The organism is Bacillota bacterium (assembly GCA_023511455.1).
In the GTDB taxonomy this organism is placed as follows: domain Bacteria; phylum Armatimonadota; class HRBIN16; order HRBIN16; family HRBIN16; genus HRBIN16.
The window spans coordinates 29686-53774 of the sequence record JAIMBJ010000004.1 but is presented as its reverse complement, the minus strand read 5'-3'; the positions used below and the strand labels follow the sequence as shown (position 1 = coordinate 53774).

The following is a 24089-nucleotide window of genomic DNA, read 5'->3' as shown; positions in this document are numbered from 1 at the left end:
GGCGTTCTGGTGTTCGCGGTGTGCGGATAGTACGAGAAAAGCACATAGCGAACACCGATGACCGGGCGAGATGGACAAAATGCCGTAAGGAGGCAGAGAGTCCGAACGATGGCAGAACCATTACTTGTGCCGCGTATCGAATCGATCGAGCAAAGCGGCACCTATGGCAAATTTGTCGTGGAACCTCTGGACAGGGGGTTCGCTACCACGCTGGGCAATGCCCTGCGGCGTGTGCTGTTGTCGTCTATTCCGGGCGCGGCAGTCACCGCCATCAAGGTGGAAAAAGTGCTTCATGAGTTCTCCACCATTCCCGGTGTGAAGGAAGACACCACCGAGCTGATTTTGAACATCAAGGAGCTGGCGGTGCGCGCACCGGGCGGTGGTAGACCGAACGAAGTCATCACGCTGACCGTGGACGCACGTGGACCGGGGATGGTGACCGGCGCAGACGTACGCTGCCCCAACGATGTGGAGATTGCCAACCCTGAGGTGTACCTGGCGACCATCAGCGAAGAAGGGGCAACCCTGCGGATGGACCTGTACGTGCAGCGGGGGCGAGGCTATGTGGCACCAGAGAAGGTGACCTTGCCGGATTCTCTGGCGAAGACCATCGGCGTCATACCTATCGGTGCGATGTTCTCGCCGGTACGTAAGGTGAACTATATCGTGGAGTCCACGCGCGTTGGCTTTAAGACCGACCTGGAGCGGCTCACGCTGGAGATATGGACGAACGGTACCATCTATCCAGTGCACGCGTTGCAGGATGCCGCACGGATTCTGCGTGAGTTCATGGACATGTTCGTGCGCATGGATGCCAGCTCCGCGTTGCCACTGTCTCCGGAGACCGTGCTGCTGCCTGCCAATGTGCCAGATGTGCGGGTGGAAGAGCTGGATTTCTCGGTGCGTACCTATAACTGCCTGAAAAGGGCAGGTATAAGCAGCGTACGCGACCTTGTGCACCGCACCCAGAGCGAATTGATGAGCATTCGCAACTTCGGAAAGCGGTCGCTGTACGAGGTGCGGGAAAAACTGGCGCAGCTCGGTTTGACCCTGCGCGGCGAGGACCTGGCGCAGGTGATGGAGGAACTGGCGGCATCTGCCGAGGCGCACAAGGAAGAGAAAGAGGAAGAAGAAAGCAAGGAGTGAGTTATGCGACATCTGGTTGGTCATCGTAAACTGGGACTGCCCAGCGACCAGCGTCGTGCGCTGTTGCACGGGCTGACGCAGCAGTTGTTTATTCACGAAGCCATCCGCACCACCGATACACGGGCGAAAGAGGTGCGTTCCATTGCCGAGAAGATACTCACGCTTGCGAAGCGCAACGACCTGCACTCGCGGCGGCTGGCTCGACGCATCTTGAAGTCCGAGAGCCTGGTGAAGCGGGTGTTTGATGAAATCGCCCCGCGTTATGCCAGCCGGAACGGTGGTTACACGCGCATCGTGCGGCTGGGTAACCGTCGTGGCGATGGCGCGATGCTGGTGCTGCTGGAGCTCATCCAGTGAGCTTTGTCTATGCGTACAATTGCCGTGGTCATCGAATATGATGGCACGGACTTTGCAGGTTTCCAGGTACAGCGTGGTAAGCGCACCGTGCAGGCGGAACTCTGCCGGGCGGTGCAAAGGATAACCAGAGAGTCGGTACCTGTTATCGGCGCAAGCCGGACAGACGCGGGGGCACATGCTACCGGGCAGGTGGTGCATTTTCGGACCACATGCCGTATTCCGGTGGAGAGAGTACCCGCAGCACTGAACAGCGTGCTGCCAAAGGACGTCGCCGCGCGCCGGGCGTGGGAAGCCGATGAAGGTTTCCATGCGCGATACAGTGCCCGTTCGCGGGTGTATCGCTATACGATATGGAACCACCCTGTGCGCTCTGCGCTGATGGAGCGGTATGCCTATCGCGTGAGTCAGCCTCTGAATGTGGAGGCGATGCTAGAAGCGACAAGGTATCTTGTGGGCAAGCACGATTTTGCGGCTTTCGCCTCGGAGGCTGGAAGATACCGTAATACGGTGCGAGAGGTATACCGGGCTGAACTGCAGATGCGCTTGCCGCTGGTGTGGTTGCGCATCGAAGCAAACGGTTTTCTGCAGGGCATGGTGCGCGCCATCGTGGGCACGTTGATAGAGGTCGGGTTGGGTAAGCGTTCACCCGACACAATGGAACATCTGCTCCAAGGCAGCGCCAGAGGCCGTGCCCTGTTTCGTGTGCCGGCACACGGGTTGTGCCTGGTAAGGGTGAACTACGACGAGAGCACTATTCGGAGGAGCGAACGAACAGGCGGGTAAAGGGCAATGACAATGAAAACCTATTCAACCAAACCATCAGACATCAAACGAGAGTGGTTCGTGGTGGATGCGACGGATAAACCACTGGGTCGCCTGGCGGCGGAGGTGGCAAAGATACTGCGCGGTAAGCACAAACCCATCTTCGCGCCACATCTGGATACCGGCGACTTCGTGATTGTGGTCAACGCCAGCAAGGTGAGGTTGACCGGTCACAAGGACGAGGAGCTCATCTACTGGCACACCATGTGGCCTGGCGGCTTGCGTTCTGTCTCGCGGGGCAAGCTGATTGCCGAGAAGCCGGAGCGAGCAATCCGTCGCGCCGTGAAGGGTATGCTGCCGCACAACAAACTGGGCGCGGCGATGATTCGCAAACTGAAGGTGTACGCCGGTCCCGAGCATCCACACGAGGCACAACAGCCGAAGCCGTTAGAGATTAAGGTTTAGTGAGGGAGACTATGGCACAGGAGCAGGTACGCTACTACGCAACCGGTCGCCGCAAGACGGCGGTCGCGCGGGTCTGGCTGATGCCCGGCACAGGCAACATCACCATCAACGGCAAGCCTGCGCGTGAGTATCTGGGCAGGTATACGCTGGAGGCGATGGTGAATCAGCCTTTCGCCGTGACCAACACCGAGGGGCAGTTCGATGTGATTGCCTATTGCAAGGGAGGCGGCATCAGCGGACACGCTGGCGCGGTGCGGATGGGTATTGCCCGTGCGCTGCTTCAGGCGAAGCCGGAGCTGCGTCCCACCCTGCGTCAGCTGGGCATCGTCACCCGCGACCCGCGCGTCAAAGAACGCAAGAAATACGGTCGCAAGCGCGCACGCCGTGCCTTCCAGTACGTCAAGCGCTAATCTCGCTGCGAAGCGAAACCCCCCGCTCCTGCGAGCGGGGGGAAGTTTACCACATCGCGGCGTAGCGTAACCCCTCGGTATCCCACCAGCGCAGCGTGACTTTTTCCGCAAAGTCCGCACATTCTTCCCACTCACGCACCATCAACGGTTCGCCCCGCGCCGCTTCGAACTGCAAACCCAAAGAGGCATTGTTGAGCAGGACCACATCTACCGGCAGGCGTACCGCCCGCTCGAGGTCGTTCGCGATGTCGAACGATAGCAGCAGCGGATCTTGGTTACGAAGCGCATCCGGGTGGACGTAGACAGCGATATCGATGTCTTCGAAGCTACCGTTCAGCAGGAACGAGCCGAACAGGTAAGCAAAACGTATCTCTTCCCACTGCATCAGGCGTTCTCGCAGAACCTCGCAGATGTGTTGTTTTTCCTCCGCACTCTTACGGTGGCGCATGTTTTTGCCCTTTCACAAACACTTGAACGCTGTCGATAAATGCTTCCCAGTCTTGTATGCTCTGTTGCACAATCTGGTAGACACGGACGTCATCCACCAGCTGATACCGATGAACCAGCATGTTGCGGAAACGCGCCATCTGCACCAGCCGCGCCGCCAACTCCGCAGACACCACTCCGAGCTCCGATAATTGCTCAAAACACGATGGTATGCTGTCGGGAGCCTGTCCTTTGAAACGCGAGAAAAGATGACTGCACACCTGAGCGCACGATTCAATGCCCATGAGCAGGCGATATTTGGCGGCGTCTACCGCTTCCCGATTTGTCAGAAACTGTTGCTGGCTCATCTGCGCATAGGGCTCCAGCAGAGCCATTGCCTGCCGGATTTCTGCTATTCGCTGTGCGATAAGTTCTTCGTTGAATCTTGCCATTTCGCTATCCTTATCGTGGGATGGTGCGAACAGCAGGTTCACTCGACCAGCACTGCCCGCGCCCCGTCCAGTATCGCAAAGACGCCTTCTTGCTGGGCAGCCTGGCGAGCATCCGCGCTTAGCCACCCACCCGCTACCACTGGCATCGTGTGCCAGCCGAGTTTGGTGAAGGTGTGCGCCCTTCGGGACGCTCTCTGGACATCGCTCACGCCAATGCCCCACGAAACTTCTACAATCAGGTATACCTCCTCACCATCGGTTCTGCGCCGTCCGCGCACCACGACATCGGTCTGTACCAGGTCCTCGCGCTCTTGCTCTGTCAAAATGCCCTGATCCAGCGCGTCGTCCAGCAGCTGACAAAGGTCGTCGTGGTCGATGGCGCGCGTTCGCCTGATGAGTTTGCTAAAGTACATCGCCGCACGCGAGTGATAGCGGTCCTCCGGAAAGAACTCCTTCAGCTTCGCGACATCGTCGCCAATCTTCTGGAGGGATTGTGCAAGCGAGTTCACAACAGTAGTCAGCTCCTCCATACGCCGTGCAAGCGCTTTTAGCTCTTCGGCTATCTGGTCGACCCGAGCGGTCAGTTCGTCTACGCGCGCGGTGAGTTGCTGGATTTGTTCTGTGGTTTGGCGTTGAGCCTCTGTCAGCTGGCGGATTTGTTCGTCGGTGCGCTGCTGAGCCTGAACCAGCTGGCTGACAGTCTCAGGCAGCGTCAGCAGGTCGTCGGTGAGAAGCAACCGGCGCAGTTCTGCCCGCCACTCTGGATGCTGTTCCAAAGCTGCGATGAGTTCACGAAAATCACCCATGCCCAATCTCCGTTATCTCGAACCTTTAGTTTTCCACCACTCATTATAGCACAACCGCTGTTTTTCTTTTCTCTCTTCCGCGCTTGACTTTTGCTGTTGCTTCCGATAAGGTACTGATTAGAAGGAGGTATAGTGAGCATGAACGCGACATTGCAACGATGGCTACAGGAGCAGCTGGACGAGCTGAAGCGCCAGCATCTTTATAAAGTACCGCCCATCCTGCAGAGCGCGCCCGGAGGACGTGTGGTGCTCAACGGCAAAGAGGTCGTGAACATGTCCTCCAATAACTATTTGGGGCTTTGCACACATCCGCGCATGAAACAGGCGGCTATCGAGGCGATTGAGAAGTGGGGCGTTGGCGCAGGAGCGGTACGCTGGATCGGCGGTACGATGAGTATCCACGATGAGCTGGAACAGAAGCTTGCCGAGTTCAAAAAGACCGAAGCGGTGCTGGTGTTCCAGTCGGGCTTTGCCGCCAATTCGGGAACCATTCCGGCGGTGATGCAGGAGGGCGATGTGATTATTTCCGATGAGCTGAACCACGCCAGCATCATCGACGGAGTGCGTCTGAGCGGTGCCGCCTACAAAAAGAGCGAAGGTTATGTGTACCGGCACAAGGATATGAACCACCTCGAAGAGATTCTGAAGCGGTGTGGGCACTTCAAGAAGCGCATGATTATCACCGATGGCGTGTTCAGCATGGATGGCGACATCGCGCCGCTGCCGGACATCGTGGCGCTGGCGGAGAAGTACGATGCGCTCGTGATGGTGGACGATGCCCACGCCAGCGGCGTACTGGGCGAACACGGTTCGGGTACCACCTCCCATTTCGGGCTGTATGGACGGGTGGATATCCAGCTGGGCACGCTCTCCAAGGCGTTCGGCGTGATCGGCGGGTATATCGCGGGGTCGCGCCTGCTGAAGGAATGGTTAATCAACCGCGGGCGACCGTATCTGTTCAGCACGGCACATCCTCCGGCAGTGGTAGCCGCGCTCATCGCCGCAGTGGATATCCTGATGACCGACCCCGAGCCGATGAAGCGTCTCTGGGAGAATACTCGCTACTGGAAGGAGAACCTGCGGAAGCTGGGCTTCGACACGATGGGTAGCGAAACGCCCATCACGCCCGTCTACATCGGCGAGGAGGAGAAGGCGCAACGGATGCAGCAGCGGCTGTTCGAGGAGGGTGTCTTCGCACTGGGTATCGTGTATCCCACCGTGCCCAGAGGGAAAGCGCGGATTCGCACCATGCCTTCCGCGGTACATACCCGCAAGGATTTGGACGACGCGCTGGAAGCCTTCGCCAAAGTAGGTAAGGAGATGGGGCTTATCTGAAGGCGATATGGCGAAAGAAGACGCGCTACAGCGGGTGCAAACAGACATCGAGGCTGGCAATCTCGGCAGGGCGCGCGATCGCTTGCATGGGCTTATATGGCAATACCCTAACGACCTGTCTCTTCGCGCCCGACTCGCAGAAGTGTACTGGCAGCTTCGGTTCCCTGCCATGGCTGGTTGCTACTGGTATTTGGAAGAGCCGGCGAGCGACAAGATTCGGGAAGCCCAGGCGGAGTTCGAGCGATTCTGCGGACGTGACCCTTTGCACATGCTGCAGCGTCTAAAGTTTCGAGGCGACGCGGCAAGTATGCCTCCGTATGCCCGCGAGAAGCTGCTCGGGTTACAGAGAGATTGCGAGCGGAAGCATGGATGCTATCCCGACTTCTCCAAACAGCCAGCCTACTGTCGCACGGGTGGTTGGAAAGAACAGGTTCTGCCGTGGGGTTGTGTCGCGGGGATAGCTGCTATGCTTCTCCTTGCGGCAATCGGACTCGTGACGGTATTGCAGTGGCTTTTTCGTGGTTAACTGTTTTACCGCCACAGTCGTTTCACCGGCGCGCCGGTGAGCAGTTCGTGTGTCTCGCGCAGGAGCGCGGGGATGTTCAGCTTTAGCGGACACCGGGGCAGGCAGTCTCCGCAGTCGGTACACGCGTCCGCCTGCACACCGGGAAACCAGTGCCCGCCGTTACCGAAAAGGTTATAGCGGAACTTGCCGAACTCCACCATATCGAACGCCTTCGCCATGTTGCGCAGGCGCAACACCTCGGGGATATGGATGTCCTCCGGGCAGGGCAGGCACTCAAAGCAGTAGGAGCAGTAGGTATGGCCCAGCTCCCGCTTCATGGTTTCGTCCATGCGCTGCAGGATGGCTTGTTCCTCTGGGTTCAGCGGCTCCACACGGTCTGCCATCCGCAGGTGGGCGTCCCACTCCTCCGGCTTACCTGCGCCGACGGTGAGGGTGGTCACGGCGGGGTCACTGAGCAGGAACCGCTGGTTGATTTCGATGGGCGTGTAAGGCGCTGTTACCTGCCGGAGCTTTTCCGGAGCGATGTGTAACTGACCGCCCTTATCGGTGGGTGAGATAATCAGCACGCCCATGTCCAGCTCTTCCGCCAGGCGAATTGCCGGGTAATTGCGCTGGTTGAAGTAATAGTAGTGCAGGTTTACCGACTCGAACTCGCCGGTGCGCATGGTATCCAGAATCACCTCCAGCGGGGCGTGGGTGGAGAAACCCAGATGGCGCACGATACCCTCCTGCATCGCCCGGCGGATGCCGTCCAGACAGCCGCCCTTGCGCACCGACATCTCCAACAGCTCGTAGTTATTGATGCCGTGGAGGTCCAGGTTGTCGATGTAGTCAATGCCCATTCGCTGGCAGGACTCGTCGATGTAGCGGCGCATCTCGTCGGCAGCAGGGGTGGGTGCGATCTTGGTAGTGATAATGAGCTCCTCTCGCTTCACTGGCAGATGCGGCAGCCACATGCCGATAAGATGCTCGCTGTTGCCGTAGCCTCGCGCGGTTTCGAAGTGATTGACACCCACTTCCAGCGCGCGTTTCATGGTGAGGAAGGCATTTTGCTCGGCGCGGGCGCGCTCTTTCGGTGACAGTTCACCAAAGGGGATACGCATTGCCCCGAACGTAAGCACCGAGATACGCAGATTGGTCCTGCCAAAACGACGATATTGCATCCTGTCAGCCCTCTCGTTTTTCTGCAGGTTTAGCGTTGGCAAACGTGTTTTCCTGCCCCGCCCGACGAGCGGGCGGGGCAAGGGGTTCGCTACCATCGCTCGCTGATGGACTTCGCCTGCATGAACAGCAGCAGGTAGTCGCTTCCGCCCGCTTTCGAGTCGGTGCCAGACATGTTGAAGCCGCCAAAGGGCTGCACGCCCACCAGCGCGCCGGTAATCTTGCGGTTGAAGTAGAGGTTCCCTACGTGGAACTCATGCCGGGCGCGCTCCAGATGTCGGCGATTGTTCGAATAGACGCCGCCGGTCAGCCCATACTCCGTACCATTCGCGATTTGCAGCGCGTGGTCGAAGTCGCGTGCCTTGATTACTGCCAGCACCGGCCCGAAAATCTCCTCCTGAGCGATTCGCGCGTTGGGGTCCACGTCGGCAAAGATGGTGGGAGGCAGGAAGTAACCATCGCCGGGCAGACGCTCTCCGCCGAGCACCAACCTGCCCTCAGTGCGACCGATGTCGATATAGCCCAGTATCTTGCGCAGAGCAGCTTCGTCGATAACCGCCCCCATGAAGTTGCGACCGTCTACCGGGTCACCGACGGTGTTCTGTTTCGCGCGTTCCACCACCATCTCCAAGAATCGGTCGTATACCACCTCGTGAATCACCAGTCGCGAGCAGGCGGAGCACTTCTGTCCCTGAAAGCCGAAGGCAGACCAGTTAACGCCCTCCAACGCCGATTCGAGGTCGGCATCTTCGTCGATAATGATACAGTCTTTACCGCCCATCTCCAGAATGGTGCGTTTCAGCCAGATTTGACCGGGCTGGGGCTTTGCCGCCAGCTCATGGATGCGCAACCCCACCTCTTTGGAGCCGGTGAAGGCGATGAATCGGGTGAGCGGGTGCGTAACCAGCACGTCTCCCACACTGCTGCCAGGTCCGGGCAGGAAGTTGATAACGCCGGCGGGCAGGCTCGCTTCCCGCATCACCTCCATGAACTTCGCGGCAATGGTGGGAGACGCGGACGCCGGCTTCAGCACGACCGTGTTGCCCGTCACGATGGCGGCAGTGGTCATGCCCGTCAGGATGGCGAGTGGGAAATTCCAGGGGGGTATCACCGCACCCACGCCCAGCGGGATGTAGCGCAACTCGTTCTCCTCGCCCGGATAGTCCACGACCGGCTGCGGCGGACCGAGGCGCATCATCTCGCGGGCGTAGAACTCCATGAAGTCAATCGCCTCGGCGACATCGGCATACGCCTCTACCCACGACTTGCTCACTTCATAAACCATCCACGCCGCCATCTCGTAGATGCGCCGGCGCATGATTGCCGCCGCCTTCAGCAGGTAACGGGCGCGCTCATCATAAGGCACGCGGCTCCAGGTGCGGAAGGTATCATACGCTACACGCACTGCCCTATCTGCCAGGTCAGGCGTGGCTTTGGCGAAGCGCCCAATCATCTGCGAGGGTCGGGCGGGGTTGATGGAGATAAAGGTTTCGGGAGTCTTTACTTCGTCGCATCCGATGATGAGGGGATACTCTTTGCCGAGTTCGCTTTCCACCTTACGAAGGGCTTCCAGCATTCTCTGGCGGTGAACCTCCTCGTTGAAGTTCACCACCGGCTCATTCTTGAAAGGGGGTAACATGGTCACTCCTCCTCGAGACTTCGGGTCCATGTGCAGCTTTATTATATCCCATACTCGCCTCCGAGTGCAGGCGAACCTGCTGGACACAGCGAACTATATTTTTCACGGAAAGAGGTGATGGAACATGCGGATGTTCACGATTTTGTTCGCAGGAGGCATTGTGATGGCGCAGACGACAGGAGAACCGGTCAAACTGGCGGAAGGCTTTCAATTCTGTGAGGGGCCAGCGTACGAACGCAGTACGGGTTACCTCTACTTGGTGAACTGCCAGAGTGACAACATCCACCGTGTTTACCCCGATGGCAGGGTGGAGGTATTCGCCAAAGCACCCGGCAGCGGCAACGGCTCTACCTTTGCAAAGGATGGCACGTTGTGGGTGTGCGACTACAAGCGCAAGGCGATTGTACGCTATGACCGTAGCGGCAAGCCGGAAGTCATGGCGGAGGAGTGCGAGGGCAAACCCTTCCTGGGGCCGAACGACCTCTGCTTTGACTCGAAAGGCAACCTGTATTTTACCGACCCCGCAGGCTCTTGGGACAGACCCATCGGTGCGGTGTACCGGCGCAATGCCGATGGCAGGGTACAGCGGCTGGCGGAAGGCTTGCAGTTCCCTAACGGCATCGCACTGAGCCGCGACGAGAAGTGGTTGTACGTGGCGGAGTCGCCGCGCAACCGCATCTTGCGCTGGCAGATACGCCCGGACGGCACGTTGGGCGAGATGGAGGTGTTTATCAACCTGCCTCCCCCCGGCGGACCCGACGGTATGCGCTTTGACTCGCGCGGCAACCTGTGGATTGCGCAGTTTGGGGCAGGCAAAATACTGGTGGTCAGCCCGAACGGCAAACTGTGGCGCAGCTATCCCGCAGGCGGACAGAACCCTACCAACGTGGAGTTCGGCGGCAAGGATAACCGGACGTTATACATCACCGAAACCGAGACCAACGCTGTGTATACCATCCGTGCGCCGTATCCGGGTTTCAGACGGTGGTAGCGGTTCCGGCAGACTGATGTCTGCATGCGGAAGGGGCTACGGCGATGCGGCTGGCGGAATACGTGTATATGTTTCTGCAGAACGAAGAGGTGCGCAAGCGGGTGGTGCATGTGCATCTGCTGGAGGCGACCGCCGGGCGCACCGGCACGATCAGCAGCCCCTTGCCCCAGGTACTGGAGCAGGCATTGCGCCGGCGGGGTGTGGGGGTGCTGTACAGCCATCAGGCGCAGGCGCTGGAGGCGGCACGACGCGGCGAGAACGTCGTGGTGGTCAGCGGTACCGCCTCCGGCAAAACGCTGTGCTACAACCTGCCCGTGCTGGAAAGCATCCTGACCAACCCGTATACCGCCGCCTTTTACCTGTTTCCGACGAAGGCGCTCGCCCGCGACCAGCAGGAAAAGTTGAACGAGCTAGGGCTGTTTCCTCAGGTGCGCTTTGGAGTGTACGACGGCGATACCCCGCAGCCGGAGCGCGCCTCCATTCGGCGCGGCTCACACATCATCCTCACGAATCCCGATATGCTTCATGTGGGCATCCTGCCCAATCACTCTGCATGGGCGAGTTTCCTGCGCAAGCTGCGCTACGTCGTAGTGGACGAAATGCACGCCTACCGCGGCGTGTTTGGCTCGCATGTCGCACTGATTCTGAGGCGATTACGCCGGCTGGCGGAGTTCTACGGGGCGCGCCCGCAATTCATCCTGACCTCCGCAACGGTGGGCAACCCGCTGGAGACCGCGCAGACCCTTACGGGGTTGCCCTGCACGCTCATCCAGGAAGATGGCGCGCCCCGCCCGCAACGCTACTTCGTGCTGTGGAACCCTCCCATCATTGGACAGAACTTCGAGCGGCTCAGCACCAATGTGGAATCTGCAGCGATAATGACCGCGCTGGCGGAGGCGGGATGGAGCACACTGGTGTTTGCCAAAGCCAGGATAACCACAGAACTGATACTGCGCTACGCCTGCGAGCTGGCAGACCGCCGCAACCCGGAGCTGAAAGAGCGACTGATGTCTTATCGCGCGGGGTATACCCCCGAGCAGCGACGCGATATCGAGAGGCGGCTGTTCAGTGGCGAACTGCTGGGGGTGGTCAGCACCAACGCGCTGGAACTGGGGGTGGATATCGGTGGGCTGGACGTGGTGGTGATGGCAGGCTATCCGGGCAGCATCACCAGTATGTGGCAGCAGGCGGGCAGAGCCGGGCGGCGCGACCGCGAGGCGCTGATTATTCTCGTGGCACAGGATGACCCGCTGGACCAGTATCTCATGCGCCATCCGGAGTACCTCTTTGGGCAGCCGGTGGAAAAAGTGCGTCTGAACCCCACGAACCATCCCATTTTGCGCGACCATCTGTGTTGTGCGGCGCACGAGAAGCCGCTGGAGCCGGAGGACTACACGCTTTTCGGAGATGCCGAAACGTGCATGAGCGCGATTGCCGGGTTGATGGACGCAGGTAAACTGGGCGCACGAGAAGGGCGATGGTACTACTTTGGCGGAGGCTATCCGGCAGCGGAGGTCTCGATACGCACCGCGTCGGGGGAGGTGGTTGTCATCCGTGACGGGGAGACGGGCATGGAGCTAGGGCGAGTGGAGATGGAACGCGCCTATCGGACTGTACATCCCGGCGCCATCTACCTGCATCAGGGCGAGAGCTATTTCATCGAAAGCCTGGACGATGTGCAGCGTGTGGCGGAGGCTGTGCCCGTGGAGGTGGACTATTATACCGAGCCGATGCTGTACGTGGATCTCCAGATTCTGCGCACGCGCGCCACACGAGAGATAGGAGCAGCGAAGGCTGGCTTCGGTGACGTGCGCGTCACCGAGCAGGTGGTGGGCTATCGGCGCAAGCACCTGCGCAGCGGAGAGACCATCGATGTGCAGCAGATGCTGATGCCAGAACAGTCCTATGATACCGAAGGCACTTGGCTGGCGTTTGACCTGCTGCAGATTGCCAGATCCGCTGACTGGACAGCGCGACCACGCGAGCCGAAAGAGATCGATGCACTCGCCCAGCTGCTTCGTCACACAGACCGAAGCATCCTTTCCACCTCCGCCGACTGGATGATGGCTCTGCATGGGGTGGAGCACTCCCTGCAGGCGGTAGTGCCCCTGACCTGTGGTTGCGAACGCATGGACATAGGCAGCCATTTCAGCTGGCTCTATCCTTCGCTTGGGCAGAGCGCGATATTTGTTTACGATACCAGTCCGGGCGGCACGGGCATCAGCAAGGGCGCGTACGAGGATCTGGAGACGCTGGTACGGATGGCAGTGTCGCTGGTGCGCGAATGTGCCTGTGCCGAGGGCTGTCCCAGCTGCCTGCATTCTCCACAATGCCCGGTGCGCAACGACGGACTGGACAAGCGTTGGACTCTGCGCCTGCTGGGGTGGCTGGAGGGGCAGGTGACACCGCCTGCGTAACTCTGGTATCTTCGCGATTGGCAGGGTATCATACTATACGCTTGAACTTCCTAGAGAGCGTCGATGTTTTACCGATAGTACTGTCAGGAAATCAGATTTTGCATGAACAGGTGGAACCATGAGTGAGGTCAGGCGTAACAATCATCACCAGCAGCTGTTGCACCGTTATGCGGGCAACCCGATATTGACCGCTGCGGACTGGCCGTACGCGATTAACACCGTGTTCAACGCGGGTGCGACAAAGCTCCCCGACGGCACAACGCTATTGCTGTGCCGGGTGGAAGACAGGCGAGGCATCTCCCACTTTTGTGCGGCGCGCTCCCGCAACGGGGTGGATTGCTGGGATATCGACCCTTGCCCGACGTTGCTTCCCGACCCTGACAACCATCCGGAAGAGATTTGGGGCATCGAGGACCCGCGCATCGTCTATGTGCCCGAGCTGGGTAAATACGCGGTGACCTATACGTCTTACTCGCGTGGTGGACCGGGCGTTTCCCTCGCGCTGACGGAGGACTTCCGGCACTTCGAACGACTCGGGGTGATTATGCCCCCCGAGGACAAAGATGCCGCCCTGCTTCCCCGGCGTATCGGAGGGCACTGGGCGCTGATTCACCGCCCGGTAACTGCACAGGGAGCACACATCTGGATTTCCTACTCGCCTGACCTGCGTCACTGGGGCAGCCACAAGATGATTTTGCAGGCGAGACGCGGGGCATGGTGGGATGCCAACAAGATAGGGCTTTCCCCACCCGTTATCGAGACGCCAGAGGGCTGGTTGATGCTGTATCACGGCGTGCGCCAGACCGCCAGCGGCAGTCTGTACCGGCTGGGGCTCGCGCTGTTCGACCTGAACACGCCCGAACGGTGCATCCTTCGCAGCGACGAGTGGATGTTCGGTCCCGAGGAGCCTTATGAGCGCGAAGGCGACGTGGCCAATGTGGTGTTCCCTTGCGGGTACACTATCGAAGATGACGGAGATACCATCAACCTGTACTATGGCGGCGCGGATACGTGTATCGCGCTGGCAACAGGAAGCATCCGCGAGATGCTGGAGTGGCTGAACGAGCATGGACACCCTGGCGATCACGGGATATAAGGAGGAAGATGCCCTTTGCCCATGAAGTACGTGCTGCTGGTGCCAGATGGTTTTGCGGATGACCCATTGCCCGAGTGGAACGGCAAGACGCCCAAGATGCGTGCCCACACGCCATATCTGGACGCCCTGGCAAAGCGTGCATTGATTGGAGCGGTGTGGACAGTGCCGCCAGACATGTACCCCGGAAGCGATGTCGCCAATATGGCTATACTCGGTTACGACCCGCGCCGCTACTACACGGGCAGGGGACCGCTGGAAGCACTGGCGATGGGCATATCGCTGGAAGGCGAGGACGTTGCCTTCCGCTGCTCTCTCATTAGCACCGATGGGGAGCGTATCCTGGACCACAGCGCGGGCAACATCAGCAACGAGGAAGCGCATCCCCTTATCCGTCTGGTGGACGAAAAGCTGGGCACACGCTACTGGCGGTTCTTCCCCGGCGTGGGCTATCGGCATGTGATGGTGTGGCACGAGGGACCCGCGGAGATACGTTGCACGCCGCCCCATGACATCGTGGGTGAACCCTGGCAGAAGCATCTACCGCAAGGGGAAGGCGAGCAAAAACTGCGCCGACTGATCGAGGACTCGCTCAATCTGCTAGATGACCACCCAATTAACCGTCGTCGCCGCGACGAAGGCAAAATGCCTGCCAACATGATATGGCCGTGGGGGCAGGGGCTTGCTCCCAAACTCCCGGCTTTCTCGTTGCAGCGCGGTTTAACCGGAGCGGTGGTTGCAGAGGTAGATTTGGTCAAAGGCATCGGACGGGCGGCGGGACTGGAGGTGCCCAACGTGCCGGGTGCTACCGGTTACCTGCACACCGACTACCGCGCCATCGGCGCCGCCGCGCTGCGGATGCTGGAAAAACACGATTTCGTTTTCATCCACGTGGAAGCGCCAGACGAAGCGGGACATCAGGGCGACCCCGAGGCGAAGGCGTGGGCGATGGAACAGATCGACGAACACATCGTCGCGCAGCTGGTGGATGGCTTAAAGGAACACGACTACCGAATGCTGGTGCTGCCCGACCACGCTACCCCTGTCACCATCCGCACCCATCGCGCTGGCGCAGTGCCTTTCATGCTGTACGATTCGCGCGAAGACCTCTCTCGCGACAGCCTGTTGACCTTCGACGAGAGCGCAGTGGAGGAGGCGAAACTGCGCATCGACGAAGGCTGGCGACTGATAGACCTGCTGTTCAAAGTGTAAAGGACGGGGCAGATACCTGCCCCGTCCCTTAGCCCCCTAGTCTACCGCGTTTCGTGCTGCCCTTCTCTGCTGTTGCAGGTCAGCCTCGAGGATGCCGCGTCGCTGCGCCGGCGAGAGGCTCACCGCTGCCCGCGACGCCGCGCCGACCCCCAGCCTGTCCAGATTGGCATTCGCCACCTCCAGCAGGTAGCGGGTGTAGGCTGGGTTATGCACGCCCAGGCTCTTGTCGTTCAGGATGAAGTAGTAGTTGTGGCGGGCGCGCTTGACCTCGATAGGTACCTGTGCCTGCGGCGGTGGCGTTTTACCCAGTTCCTGAATATAGGCGGTGTAGTTCCACAGGTCAGGGTCTCCAAAAGTCTGTTGCGCCCACGTGCGCAACCGCGACCGCAGTGCCAGCAGTGCCTGCTCGGTCTGGCTCTTGGTGACCTGCGTGCGTGCGGCAGCGTCGGCAGCGGTATGGCAGGGCGTGCAGCCGGTATCGTAGCTGACCGTAAACGTATGGCGCGAGTTGCCCATGTGACAATGCGTGCATTGTCCGGGCGCAGTGGCATGGGCAGTGTATCGCGTGATGGGACCCGGTTGCTCTTCCACCCCAGTGATGCCCATCAGCATGTTGTACTGATTGCTGTAGTGGAAGTTGACCCGAGCGGTACCTGTGTTCAGCGCGGTGTCAGACGGGTTCCCACCGCGACCGTTATGGCACGACCCGCAGATTTGGTTAACCGTCGTGTGCTGTTTAACCGGCGTGCCGGGGGCGATGTCTGTCGTGTCGGTGTTCAGCACGGCGTGGCGTAGCTGCAGCTCCTTGCCCTGCCAGCTGAGGTTGCCCGTGATGCGATGCGGGTCGTGGCAGGAAACGCAGGAGGCACTCTCGCGGGTCGCACGCGCAATCTTCGCGATGGAGTCGGCACTCATCGCCTGGATAGCACCGTCGATGGCGTCGCGCGACTGACCGTATGTGACCGGGTTATCCACCATCTGGTTGCGGAACGGCGCGCTGTGGCAGCGGAAGCAGTTCTTTCCGTACACGTTTGGGTTGTTTTCTGCCATCTGCACGACTGGTTCCACTGCCCCCGCATGTCCCGACTGCTCATAATGCGCTGCGACGGTACCATGACACTGGGCGCACACCTCCGAGCTCGCCACGTTCGGATAGGTGAGGATGTTGTCCTTGACGGGCTCTTGTACGTGTTTGCTACCCGGTCCATGGCACTGCTCGCAGCCCACGTTGACCTGGGCGTGCTTGGTCTTCTGCCATGCGACGGCCACAGGTTCGGCTCCTGCCTGCCGGTGTCCGGCACCATGGCAGCCGAGGCACTGTTGCGTGCCCACGTAGGTGGCGTCCTTCTGCGCAGGCGGTAGCAGCTCGGTGAAGCGCGTGGTTGGCGAGGGGGTGCCTCCATTCGTCGGCGGTGTTAGCGGACCGCCTCCGCCCCCGCATCCCTCCAGCACAAACACCGCTGTTACTACTGCCAGCGTCACCGACGCCAGCCAAAAAGTGCGTTTTCGGTGCATATCGCCTACCTCCTTTTGGTACACACTGTTCATGGTGATGTGTACGGTTGAGACAGCTTCTGCATCTGCTGTGCTGTCAGCGGTTCGGCGTACAGCATCTGCTTGCCATCGGCCCCTGTTTTCAAGAAAACCCACTTGGTGGGGTCGGTCGTGGGTGAAGCGGGGTCACCCGTGTAATCCACAAAGTCCAGCTGGAACGCTGTTTGCCAGTCCGGCGGCACGGGGATGACGCCCTTCTTGTTCACCACTTTGGAGCCATCCCACCTGGTCACCACGATTTTGCCGGTCTCATTGTATTCGCGGATGGCGGCGTTGTCGTGGCAATCTTCGCACTTGCGGGCGTTTTTCGCAATGGTATGTGCCCGGTAGGGAGCCACTGCCAGGAAGGTTTTGTCGTTGTAGTTCAGGGTCATGATGCTTCCGGTGTACACCTTGCCTGTTTCCTTCCGCCTCAGCAACAGCAGGTAGTCGCGAATCAACCCATGGGGGCGTTTTCTGTCCGCCTGGATCTCGCTGGGCAGGTGGCAGTTGTAACACGAAACCACCGACTGTGTGTGGCACGCAACGCAGTCCACGCTCCTGTTATGGACGTTGTGTGCGGGATTGCTCTCCACCCTGGTGTGGCAGGTTTCACACTTTACCTTCACTGCTCCGGGTTCCAGCCACGATGCATACTGCTTGCCGTCGCCATGCACATCCTCCAGCGTGTGGCAGCTCATGCAGCGAAATCCCTGTTGACGGTGGACGTCGCTGTAGAACTGCATCTCTCGCATCTGCCGGCTATGGCACTTGAGGCAGGTCTGGTCGCTGACCGAAGAGCCCGGGGAAGAGTGGCAGTCATCACAACCGGGCTGGTAGGTCGCCGTGTCGATGGGTGTGCCATCTGCTTTGGTACCCGGGTGGCACTTCATACACGCCATCTGCGAGATAGACACATTCGTCAACGCTTCAAAGCCGCCGTTCGCCCTGCTATACCAGGTCGCCTTCCCCAACCGCGTGGCGTGCAGGCTGGTGCGGAACGTTTCCTCGATAGAGAGGGTAGGCTCCGTTCTGCTCTCGCCTCCGCATCCCTGCAACATCCCGACGGAAGCAACGACAGCGACGGTGAGGGTCACCGCCCCGAACGCCTTTAGTCTTTTCATGGTTGCGTCCTCCTTCCATTACACGCTCGCGTTTAGAAGCGTCCACTAAGGGACAGCATCACCAGTTGCGTATCGTAATCCATCCATCGGTCTACCTCATCGCGGTAGACCCATGGGGCAATGGTTAGAGTGAGCTGGTAATCCGACGGCAAGAGATAGGTGAGGTTCGCCGTCAAGAACCTGCCTTCAGTGTTCCCATCCCGTAGCAACAGGGGGTTGTCGTTATCGGTCACGAAGTTGGTGTAGGTCAGGCTGAGTTGCGTGCGCGCGTCGATAGTCCAATTCAGCCCAATGGTTCCCACCCGGCTGTTGGGGAAGAAGTTTTCGAGAGTGGGGAAGGTGGTAATTTCGCTTCTGGCACCCCACGCCTCGGTGGAGTATTCCGCAAACACGCTCAGCCTGTCATTGGGCGTGTAGGTACCCCCTAAGGTGAAGCCGGTCAGGTTCAACGCCACCGATCGCGCATCGTTCGTCCACTGGCGGTAGTTATAGCTGATGTAGCCGTTGAACAGGGGAGTGCCGCCATCCAGCTTCACCTGAGCGAACCGCCGCTCGTCCCAGAAGAGGGAGCGTGTGTCCGTCCCCACGACGACAGGTGGGTCGTTCAGGTATTCGGTAAAACCGCGCACGGTGAGGCGCAGCTGCCTGTTCAGTCGCCCCCATAACCTCCCCTCCACCGTCCACCAGCGTGGCACATCCACGAAGGTCTGGTCTGCCCGTATGCGTTCTGCTTCACGCTGGCGCACACCGAACTGCAGATTCCAGCGGTTCCAGCGGTGTATCAGCAGCGCCTGGCTCTGACGGCGTTCGCGGACGTAGGCGTTTTGCACCACTGGCAGCGTCATCTGGTCTCGGCGGAAGCTCAGGGCGAGCTCTGTGCTGTTACTGAGTACCCAATCCGTGCTCATGTTCCAGGTTTCCATTCGGCTGGACGGGCGGTTTTGCTGTCTCAGTTCCATCCGCGCGACGCTTCCTTCCACCGCCAGTCTGGGGTTCAGCTCCCAAAGGTATCGGGCGTGCCAGCGCTCCATCCCCGTGTCGGGGAAGGTATCGGTACGGTCAAAGTAGCGCCAATCGGTATAGCCGATGCTTATCTGCCCGTTTCCCAGCTGCCCTTCCGCGACGGCGTCCCAGTAGCGAACGTTCTGCAGCAGCGGCGCGCGGGGGATGTCCACATAGTGGTTTTGCCCATCCTGGCGGTATCGCACAAACACCGAGAAATCGGGCGTCAGCGACTGCTTGAAAAAGGCTTCGGTGACGCTGCGCTCACTGATTGGCAGAGAGGCGGGCGTTGGCGTCAGGAAGCGGTTGCGCGTCGTCCAGCCTTCGATGCGCGTGCTGCCGAAGCGGAAGGAAAGATTGGCTTCTAACCGATAGTCATCCTCTGTGGGGCTCCACAGTTGCAGGCGTATGTTATCTCCATTCCGCCAGAAGGGCGAAAGGTAACGCAGCTCACGCAGGAAGCGGCTGTTGGGCGGCGTGGCGTATTGACGGAACTTCTTCGCGTTGCCGTCCTCATTCCAGAACGACCAGCCAAAGTCGACGGTGAGGTGCTTGGGAGGCGGTGGCAGGGGTTGTTCGGGAGATTCGGGCGGGACGGCGGTTTCTTGCTCCGATGGCGGGGTGACCTGCGCCTGTACTGGCGTGTGCACAGCAAGCAGCAGCACCGCCACACCCAGAGCCAGACACCTGCATAGCCATTGCAAACCCTTTCGACACGTCCGTTTCATCGCTCAACCTCCCCTACGGGCGACGCAACAGTGCGTCGGAATTGGAGCCATGTATCGCCGCGTGACAGCCTGCCATCCAGCAGCTGCGCCCCGGATAGTGCGTTGCCGCTTTGTCGGTGTGGCATTGACTGCACAGACCCCGCGAGGAAGCAGTGAGCAGTTTGGGGTTGGGCGAACCGTGTGGACGGTGGCACTCGGTACAACCCTGTCCGCTCCATCCCGCGACGGGGTCATGCTCGAAGGCAAATGGGCCCGCCTTATCGGGGTGACAGCTCACGCACATCTCCTTGATGGGGCGGAACCGCTTCTGCGCCGCTTTGCTGGGGTGTGCCTCGTGACAATCGCCGCACTCCAGCCTGCGCTCCGGCACCGGATGGTGGAAATTCAGGCGGAACTCGTTGGCTTCGCGCTGATGGCACTGACTGCACAGGATGGGGTCGTCGAACTTCAGCAGGCGTCGCGGTTGTGGTTCCTTCTCCGTTTGCGGCGCGCGCAGGCTTCCCAGGTTGATTAACCCACGCGCCGGAGGCTCTTTGTGCGGTTCCCAGTGGATTTGATGACAGGCGGTGCAGGCGACGTCCGCCTTGCCGTGCTGGGTGCGATGCCACTGTGAGAGGCGCATGGTGTCAGCGTGGCAACGCAAACACATTGCTGCAATATCTGCGGGTTTGGAGTCGCTGTAACTGAAAATCTTCTGTGGGTCCTCCAGGTGCGGGTTTGCGGGACCGTGACAGCCTTCGCATCCTCGCTTGTCGATGGGTAGCTTCGGGTCGCGCATGAACGGTGCGTGCGGCGAGCGGCTAAAGTTGTCGGCGTGGGGATAGTGGCATCCCGCTTCGGTGCAGTCCTTATCGCCCATATAATCATCGGGCGTCGCTTTGGCGAACAGGCTCTGCGGATAGGGAGGTTCCTTTTGTGGCTCTCTCCCCGCCACAACGGTCACCGTTGCCAGCAAAGCGAGGGCTGCTGCGCTCAAACAGAGCCAACGTCTTTGAGTGTTCACCGGAATCTCCTCCCGAGAACAAAGAGTTATGGTGCAAACTGTGCCCACATCTCACAGGCCCATCCTGTGTGCTCGGTTTATTACTCTAAATATACAGAATAACTATAGTATCTCTGGCAAAACGATACTATTTTCTGAGTAGAACCTTCGCGAAAGATTCCTGCTTTTCCTGCTCCTGAGAAGAAAGTGAAAAAGATTTTTCACGCACCGAAATGTGGTACTGCACCGACCTCTGCCAGTCCATACCAAAGGAGAAAACGATCTGCCCTCTCAGGGATTGTCCGATTGTGGTTGGTGCGTCGGGCACCAGGTGGCGTTGCTGTTCCAGCTCCTCCGCGCTTTCGGCAGCGATGGATACTCTCTCGCCTTCAAGCGTGTAGGTGCCTTCGCGCCAGCGTTCCACCACAAAGGCGAGCTCGGAGTGCAGGTCGCGTCTGGTGAGGTAGTCGAGAAGGAGCGGTTGCAGCGTTTCGTGGAGTTTCGCCAGCATGGCTTCCTGAAACAGGGTCTGCTGAACAGGGGTCAGACTGTGGTAGGCAATGGGCTGACGCCGAAGAGCGGCTTCCTTCTGTCCTGCGGTCAGGCTTGCCCAGAAGCGCAGAGCGAGCGCGGCATCTCGCAGGGGAGTGGGGTCAAACTGGAAAGAGTAGCCATGGCTTTCCTTGAGACGCAGAATACCTTCCGGCGTCAGCTGCGCGGCGAGAGCAGCATAATCATCCAGACTCAGCCCCTCCGTTGCCCACTTCTGTTCCATCTGGCGCACCAGTTTCTCAGGGAGTTCGCTGCGTCTCAGTTGCCAGTAGCGTGCGTGCCGAAAAAGAAGCCAGTCTCCCTCGACGCGCAGATAGCCAGGCTCTTGTAGTGTAAAGCGACCGAGCCATTCTGCCAGCGTGTCGCCTTCCACCACGAGGCGCACAGGTACGCGAAAGGCGTCGGCGATGACGTTCATCTGCGCGTGTTGTGCTATCCAGCGCAGCGAATCAGCGGCGGTGGACTGCCCTGGAGGTGGTGCAGGCGAAGGGGTCTTGTTCTCAATCCTGCGACGGAATCTACTGAACTCTTCTGGAGGTGCCTGCCATCTTTCCCAGCGTTGTTGCACGGAGGGTTTCTGTTCGTGGTCAGGCGAAACGGGGTGCGTGTATACCGTCGCCGTCGGCTCGGCGGTGTCGTCGCCAGGTTGAGTGAAGGCATAGAACACCAGCTCCCGCCGCGCTTCGTCCAGACGAATGCCGAACAGCATCGATCGCGGGATGGTATCTGCAGGATGGGCCTGCCATCGCAGGGCATCGGGTGGCAACGGAAGCGTGCCGGGCTCTTGCGCTGTAGAGAACCAGACGGTTTCACCGTGACGCAGCTCGCGCCAGATGGTGGAGGAAAACCGGCGATACAGCCATCCTGCCAGATAGCGATGCCATTCAGCAACCTCCCGTACTTGCGCGAACTGCTCTGCGAGTGCAGCGCGACGGTCTTGCCAGCTGGGTGGTTTCTCCTGTTGCAGTTTGTCCATCTCCTCCTCGATGTCCGATGCCCGCCTGGCGTAGACGGCAAAGTCGTCCCGAATCAGTTGCGACCAGGTGCGCAGGGTCTTCTCGGCTTCCAGTCGTATCATGCGCCGTTCCCACTCTACCGCTGCCTCTTCTTGCTGGCGAAGGGCGGGGTCAGGAAGCAGCTGGTAGCCTTCTCCCTGCGGCTCACACTTGAGACCAAACAGGCTCATCCATTTCGCAAGCACCTGTTGGGCTGGTTGATTGGTGACAAAAAATGTGGCTTTTTCTTCCTGCAGGGAAGGGTGCAGGGTAAAAGGTACGCCGGTCTGCTTGCTCAGCTCCTCCATGATCTCGGTAAACAGTGCGTTGGGAAGCTGGAGCGTAACCGTTTTTTGCAGGCGCGGGTCTTCTTGCCAGTCACTAGCCAGTACCTGCACGCACAGGATAAACCATGCCACACCAAGCATTACGTGGCGCATGGTTCCCATCCCTATCGCCTTGCCGGTGTCACGGGGCCGACGATTCGCACCGCGTCGGCGATAACCACGTACCCCGATGGTGCGTTCGGGCGCAGGTAGACAAAACCGCCTCCCCGCACAAACTGGTATCGTCCCAACCAGTTCCACTTGCCGCCGTTTGTCTGCTGGTTCACCACCTTGACTGCCGTGCCGGTGCGGTGCACGATTTCATAACGGGCGGCGGTGCTGCGATTGGTTCCCTGACTCCACCAGGCATACACATCGTAGTAGCCGTCTTTAGGCACATTCAGGTACCAGCGTGCCCATGCGGTGCTACGGGGATTGGTGCTGGTCCAGCGGTAGTCCGCGCCATATTTGCCCGGCGCTGTGGTTCCCGTGTTCCATGTGCCCCGTACGCTGAAGTTCTCGCTCACGTTATCGATAATGATGTCCCAGGGCACGACATCGATGCGGAAGGTAACTATCGGACCGAACCAGGTAACCCCCTCGCGCACGAGCTGATAACTCTCCTCGTAGGTACCGTAGCGTTCCGGCGCGGTGAGGGTGAAGTGAAACTCCCCGAAGGCTTCCGGTGGGGTGGGGGCGGCTACCGCGGTGGGGCGGTTGGGCGAAATCCATGCGCGCGACGTATAGAAGGGGCTATGGCGGTCGCGTGGGTTCTGTGTGCCCAGACGCACAGGGTTCGTGCCCATCGGTTGCCAGGTGATGTCGCCCGTGTTGCGGAAAACCAGTCGCGCGGAGGCGACTTCACCTGGGCGCAGGGTCAGCGGCACGGAAGCCTCTTCCAGTATCGCCGAAGACTGCACCATCTGCATGTAGAAATCCCAGTTCCAGTTGGGACCGGGGTCGGTGTGTGTCGCACCGGGCACCTCTACATGCCCAAGAATGTAGCTGCGTGTGCGCGGGATACCATAGATTCGGCAGATGTGGCGCACCAGCGTGGCGGAGGAATAATACATGGCGTAGGTAAACCACTTGGAGTCGTGTACCCAGCCCTCATGCTCGATGCCGATGGAGCGGCAGTTGTACCACCAGTTGCCCGCGTGCCATGCGATGTCCTTGTGGCGAACCATCTGCGTCACTTCGCCGTCGGAGGAACGGATGACGTAGTGCGCACTGACGCGCGAGCTGGGATTCTGGAACCAGGAGATGCAGCTGTTATACGAACCCTGTACCACGTGAACGATGACATACCATATCGGGTAGGTGCTGGGGCGGTTGGAAACCGTGTAGTTGCCCGAGTAGGCGGGAACCCATCGCGCAGGCGGGTAGTCCTCAGAGGCATACATACGGCAGGTACCAGTCACCACGCCGATCGTTATCAGGAATATGTACACGAACCGCATGGCACTGTCACCTCTGGCATCTGGTGGAAGCATCTTAGCACATCGCGTGTGCCCCTGTCAAACAGGATTTGTGTCCGCGTTGCCCGCAACTTCCAGTCGCTGGGACACTGCAGGGTTCTCCGAACACCTCCGAGGCACTTTGTCTACTGAAATGCTCATCGAGTATAATACAGGCAACATACTGTTTGG

At 59.7% G+C, this 24089-nt stretch carries 22 protein-coding genes; 11 read left to right on the top strand and 11 right to left on the bottom strand.

What is annotated here, in order from left to right; all coding sequences use genetic code 11:
* Positions 1–108 precede the first annotated feature (108 nt).
* Genes K6U75_03930 through rpsI form a run of 5 tightly spaced genes read left to right on the top strand, consistent with a single transcriptional unit; the run spans position 109 to position 3140 of the window.
* The gene (locus K6U75_03930; protein ID MCL6474188.1) at positions 109–1146 is read left to right on the top strand and encodes a DNA-directed RNA polymerase subunit alpha; all 1038 of its coding nucleotides are present in this window, start codon (positions 109–111) and stop codon (positions 1144–1146) included.
* A 12-nt stretch (positions 1147–1158) separates the two neighbouring features.
* Entirely contained in the window at positions 1159–1503 is a 345-nt protein-coding gene (gene rplQ / locus K6U75_03925; GenBank protein MCL6474187.1) for a 50S ribosomal protein L17, read from the top strand.
* Between the two features lie 9 nt (positions 1504–1512).
* The gene (gene truA, locus K6U75_03920; GenBank protein MCL6474186.1) at positions 1513–2286 is read left to right on the top strand and encodes a tRNA pseudouridine(38-40) synthase TruA; all 774 of its coding nucleotides are present in this window, start codon (positions 1513–1515) and stop codon (positions 2284–2286) included.
* 12 nt (positions 2287–2298) lie between these two features.
* Positions 2299–2730: a 50S ribosomal protein L13 gene (rplM, locus tag K6U75_03915; GenBank protein MCL6474185.1), complete on the top strand. Its 432-nt coding sequence runs from the start codon at positions 2299–2301 to the stop codon at positions 2728–2730.
* 11 nt (positions 2731–2741) lie between these two features.
* A complete protein-coding gene (gene rpsI / locus K6U75_03910; GenBank protein ID MCL6474184.1) occupies positions 2742–3140 on the top strand; it encodes a 30S ribosomal protein S9 in 399 nt (132 codons plus the stop codon).
* A gap of 46 nt (positions 3141–3186) precedes the next feature.
* Here rpsI and K6U75_03905 read toward each other — a convergent pair whose 3' ends face one another.
* Genes K6U75_03905 through K6U75_03895 form a run of 3 tightly spaced genes read right to left on the bottom strand, consistent with a single transcriptional unit; the run spans position 3187 to position 4824 of the window.
* Positions 3187–3588, bottom strand: coding sequence for a nucleotidyltransferase domain-containing protein (locus tag K6U75_03905; GenBank protein MCL6474183.1), 402 nt, complete (start codon positions 3586–3588; stop codon positions 3187–3189).
* Complete coding sequence (locus tag K6U75_03900; protein ID MCL6474182.1) at positions 3575–4018, bottom strand: DUF86 domain-containing protein; 444 nt, start codon at positions 4016–4018, stop codon at positions 3575–3577. The genes K6U75_03905 and K6U75_03900 overlap by 14 nt, the downstream gene beginning before the upstream one ends.
* Before the next feature lie 38 nt (positions 4019–4056).
* The gene (locus K6U75_03895; protein MCL6474181.1) at positions 4057–4824 is read right to left on the bottom strand and encodes a hypothetical protein; all 768 of its coding nucleotides are present in this window, start codon (positions 4822–4824) and stop codon (positions 4057–4059) included.
* A gap of 138 nt (positions 4825–4962) precedes the next feature.
* Here K6U75_03895 and K6U75_03890 point away from each other — a divergent pair, with 138 nt between their 5' ends.
* Together K6U75_03890 and K6U75_03885 are read left to right on the top strand one after the other, a co-directional pair.
* Positions 4963–6159 carry a glycine C-acetyltransferase gene (locus K6U75_03890; GenBank protein ID MCL6474180.1) on the top strand — a complete coding sequence of 399 codons (1197 nt, stop codon included), beginning with the start codon at positions 4963–4965 and terminating at the stop codon, positions 6157–6159.
* A 7-nt stretch (positions 6160–6166) separates the two neighbouring features.
* Positions 6167–6685: a DNA helicase gene (locus tag K6U75_03885; GenBank protein ID MCL6474179.1), complete on the top strand. Its 519-nt coding sequence runs from the start codon at positions 6167–6169 to the stop codon at positions 6683–6685.
* A 5-nt stretch (positions 6686–6690) separates the two neighbouring features.
* On the opposite strand, the gene K6U75_03880 is transcribed toward K6U75_03885, so the two are convergent.
* Together K6U75_03880 and pruA are read right to left on the bottom strand one after the other, a co-directional pair.
* Complete coding sequence (locus K6U75_03880) at positions 6691–7848, bottom strand: aldo/keto reductase (protein ID MCL6474178.1); 1158 nt, start codon at positions 7846–7848, stop codon at positions 6691–6693.
* An 89-nt stretch (positions 7849–7937) separates the two neighbouring features.
* On the bottom strand, positions 7938–9485 hold the full coding sequence (gene pruA, locus K6U75_03875) for an L-glutamate gamma-semialdehyde dehydrogenase (protein ID MCL6474177.1): 1548 nt from the start codon (positions 9483–9485) through the stop codon (positions 7938–7940).
* Between the two features lie 163 nt (positions 9486–9648).
* Between pruA and K6U75_03870 the strand changes: the two genes are divergently transcribed.
* The 4 genes from K6U75_03870 to K6U75_03855 all read left to right on the top strand — a co-directional run bounded on the left by K6U75_03870 (position 9649) and on the right by K6U75_03855 (position 15198).
* A complete protein-coding gene (locus tag K6U75_03870) occupies positions 9649–10476 on the top strand; it encodes an SMP-30/gluconolactonase/LRE family protein (GenBank protein MCL6474176.1) in 828 nt (275 codons plus the stop codon).
* Between the two features lie 44 nt (positions 10477–10520).
* On the top strand, positions 10521–12893 hold the full coding sequence (locus tag K6U75_03865) for a DEAD/DEAH box helicase (protein ID MCL6474175.1): 2373 nt from the start codon (positions 10521–10523) through the stop codon (positions 12891–12893).
* Between the two features lie 118 nt (positions 12894–13011).
* Positions 13012–13989, top strand: coding sequence for a glycosidase (locus K6U75_03860; GenBank protein ID MCL6474174.1), 978 nt, complete (start codon positions 13012–13014; stop codon positions 13987–13989).
* A gap of 21 nt (positions 13990–14010) precedes the next feature.
* On the top strand, positions 14011–15198 hold the full coding sequence (locus K6U75_03855) for a cofactor-independent phosphoglycerate mutase (GenBank protein MCL6474173.1): 1188 nt from the start codon (positions 14011–14013) through the stop codon (positions 15196–15198).
* Positions 15199–15234: 36 nt separating this feature from the next.
* On the opposite strand, the gene K6U75_03850 is transcribed toward K6U75_03855, so the two are convergent.
* The 6 genes from K6U75_03850 to K6U75_03825 all read right to left on the bottom strand — a co-directional run bounded on the left by K6U75_03850 (position 15235) and on the right by K6U75_03825 (position 23933).
* Positions 15235–16713, bottom strand: coding sequence for a hypothetical protein (locus K6U75_03850; protein ID MCL6474172.1), 1479 nt, complete (start codon positions 16711–16713; stop codon positions 15235–15237).
* A 29-nt stretch (positions 16714–16742) separates the two neighbouring features.
* The gene (locus tag K6U75_03845; GenBank protein ID MCL6474171.1) at positions 16743–17855 is read right to left on the bottom strand and encodes a cytochrome c3 family protein; all 1113 of its coding nucleotides are present in this window, start codon (positions 17853–17855) and stop codon (positions 16743–16745) included.
* A 32-nt stretch (positions 17856–17887) separates the two neighbouring features.
* A complete protein-coding gene (locus K6U75_03840; protein ID MCL6474170.1) occupies positions 17888–19585 on the bottom strand; it encodes a hypothetical protein in 1698 nt (565 codons plus the stop codon).
* Between the two features lie 13 nt (positions 19586–19598).
* Positions 19599–20588 carry a hypothetical protein gene (locus K6U75_03835; GenBank protein ID MCL6474169.1) on the bottom strand — a complete coding sequence of 330 codons (990 nt, stop codon included), beginning with the start codon at positions 20586–20588 and terminating at the stop codon, positions 19599–19601.
* A gap of 127 nt (positions 20589–20715) precedes the next feature.
* Positions 20716–22554 carry a hypothetical protein gene (locus tag K6U75_03830; protein MCL6474168.1) on the bottom strand — a complete coding sequence of 613 codons (1839 nt, stop codon included), beginning with the start codon at positions 22552–22554 and terminating at the stop codon, positions 20716–20718.
* Positions 22555–22565: 11 nt separating this feature from the next.
* Complete coding sequence (locus K6U75_03825; protein ID MCL6474167.1) at positions 22566–23933, bottom strand: N-acetylmuramoyl-L-alanine amidase; 1368 nt, start codon at positions 23931–23933, stop codon at positions 22566–22568.
* Positions 23934–24089: the final 156 nt, after the last annotated feature.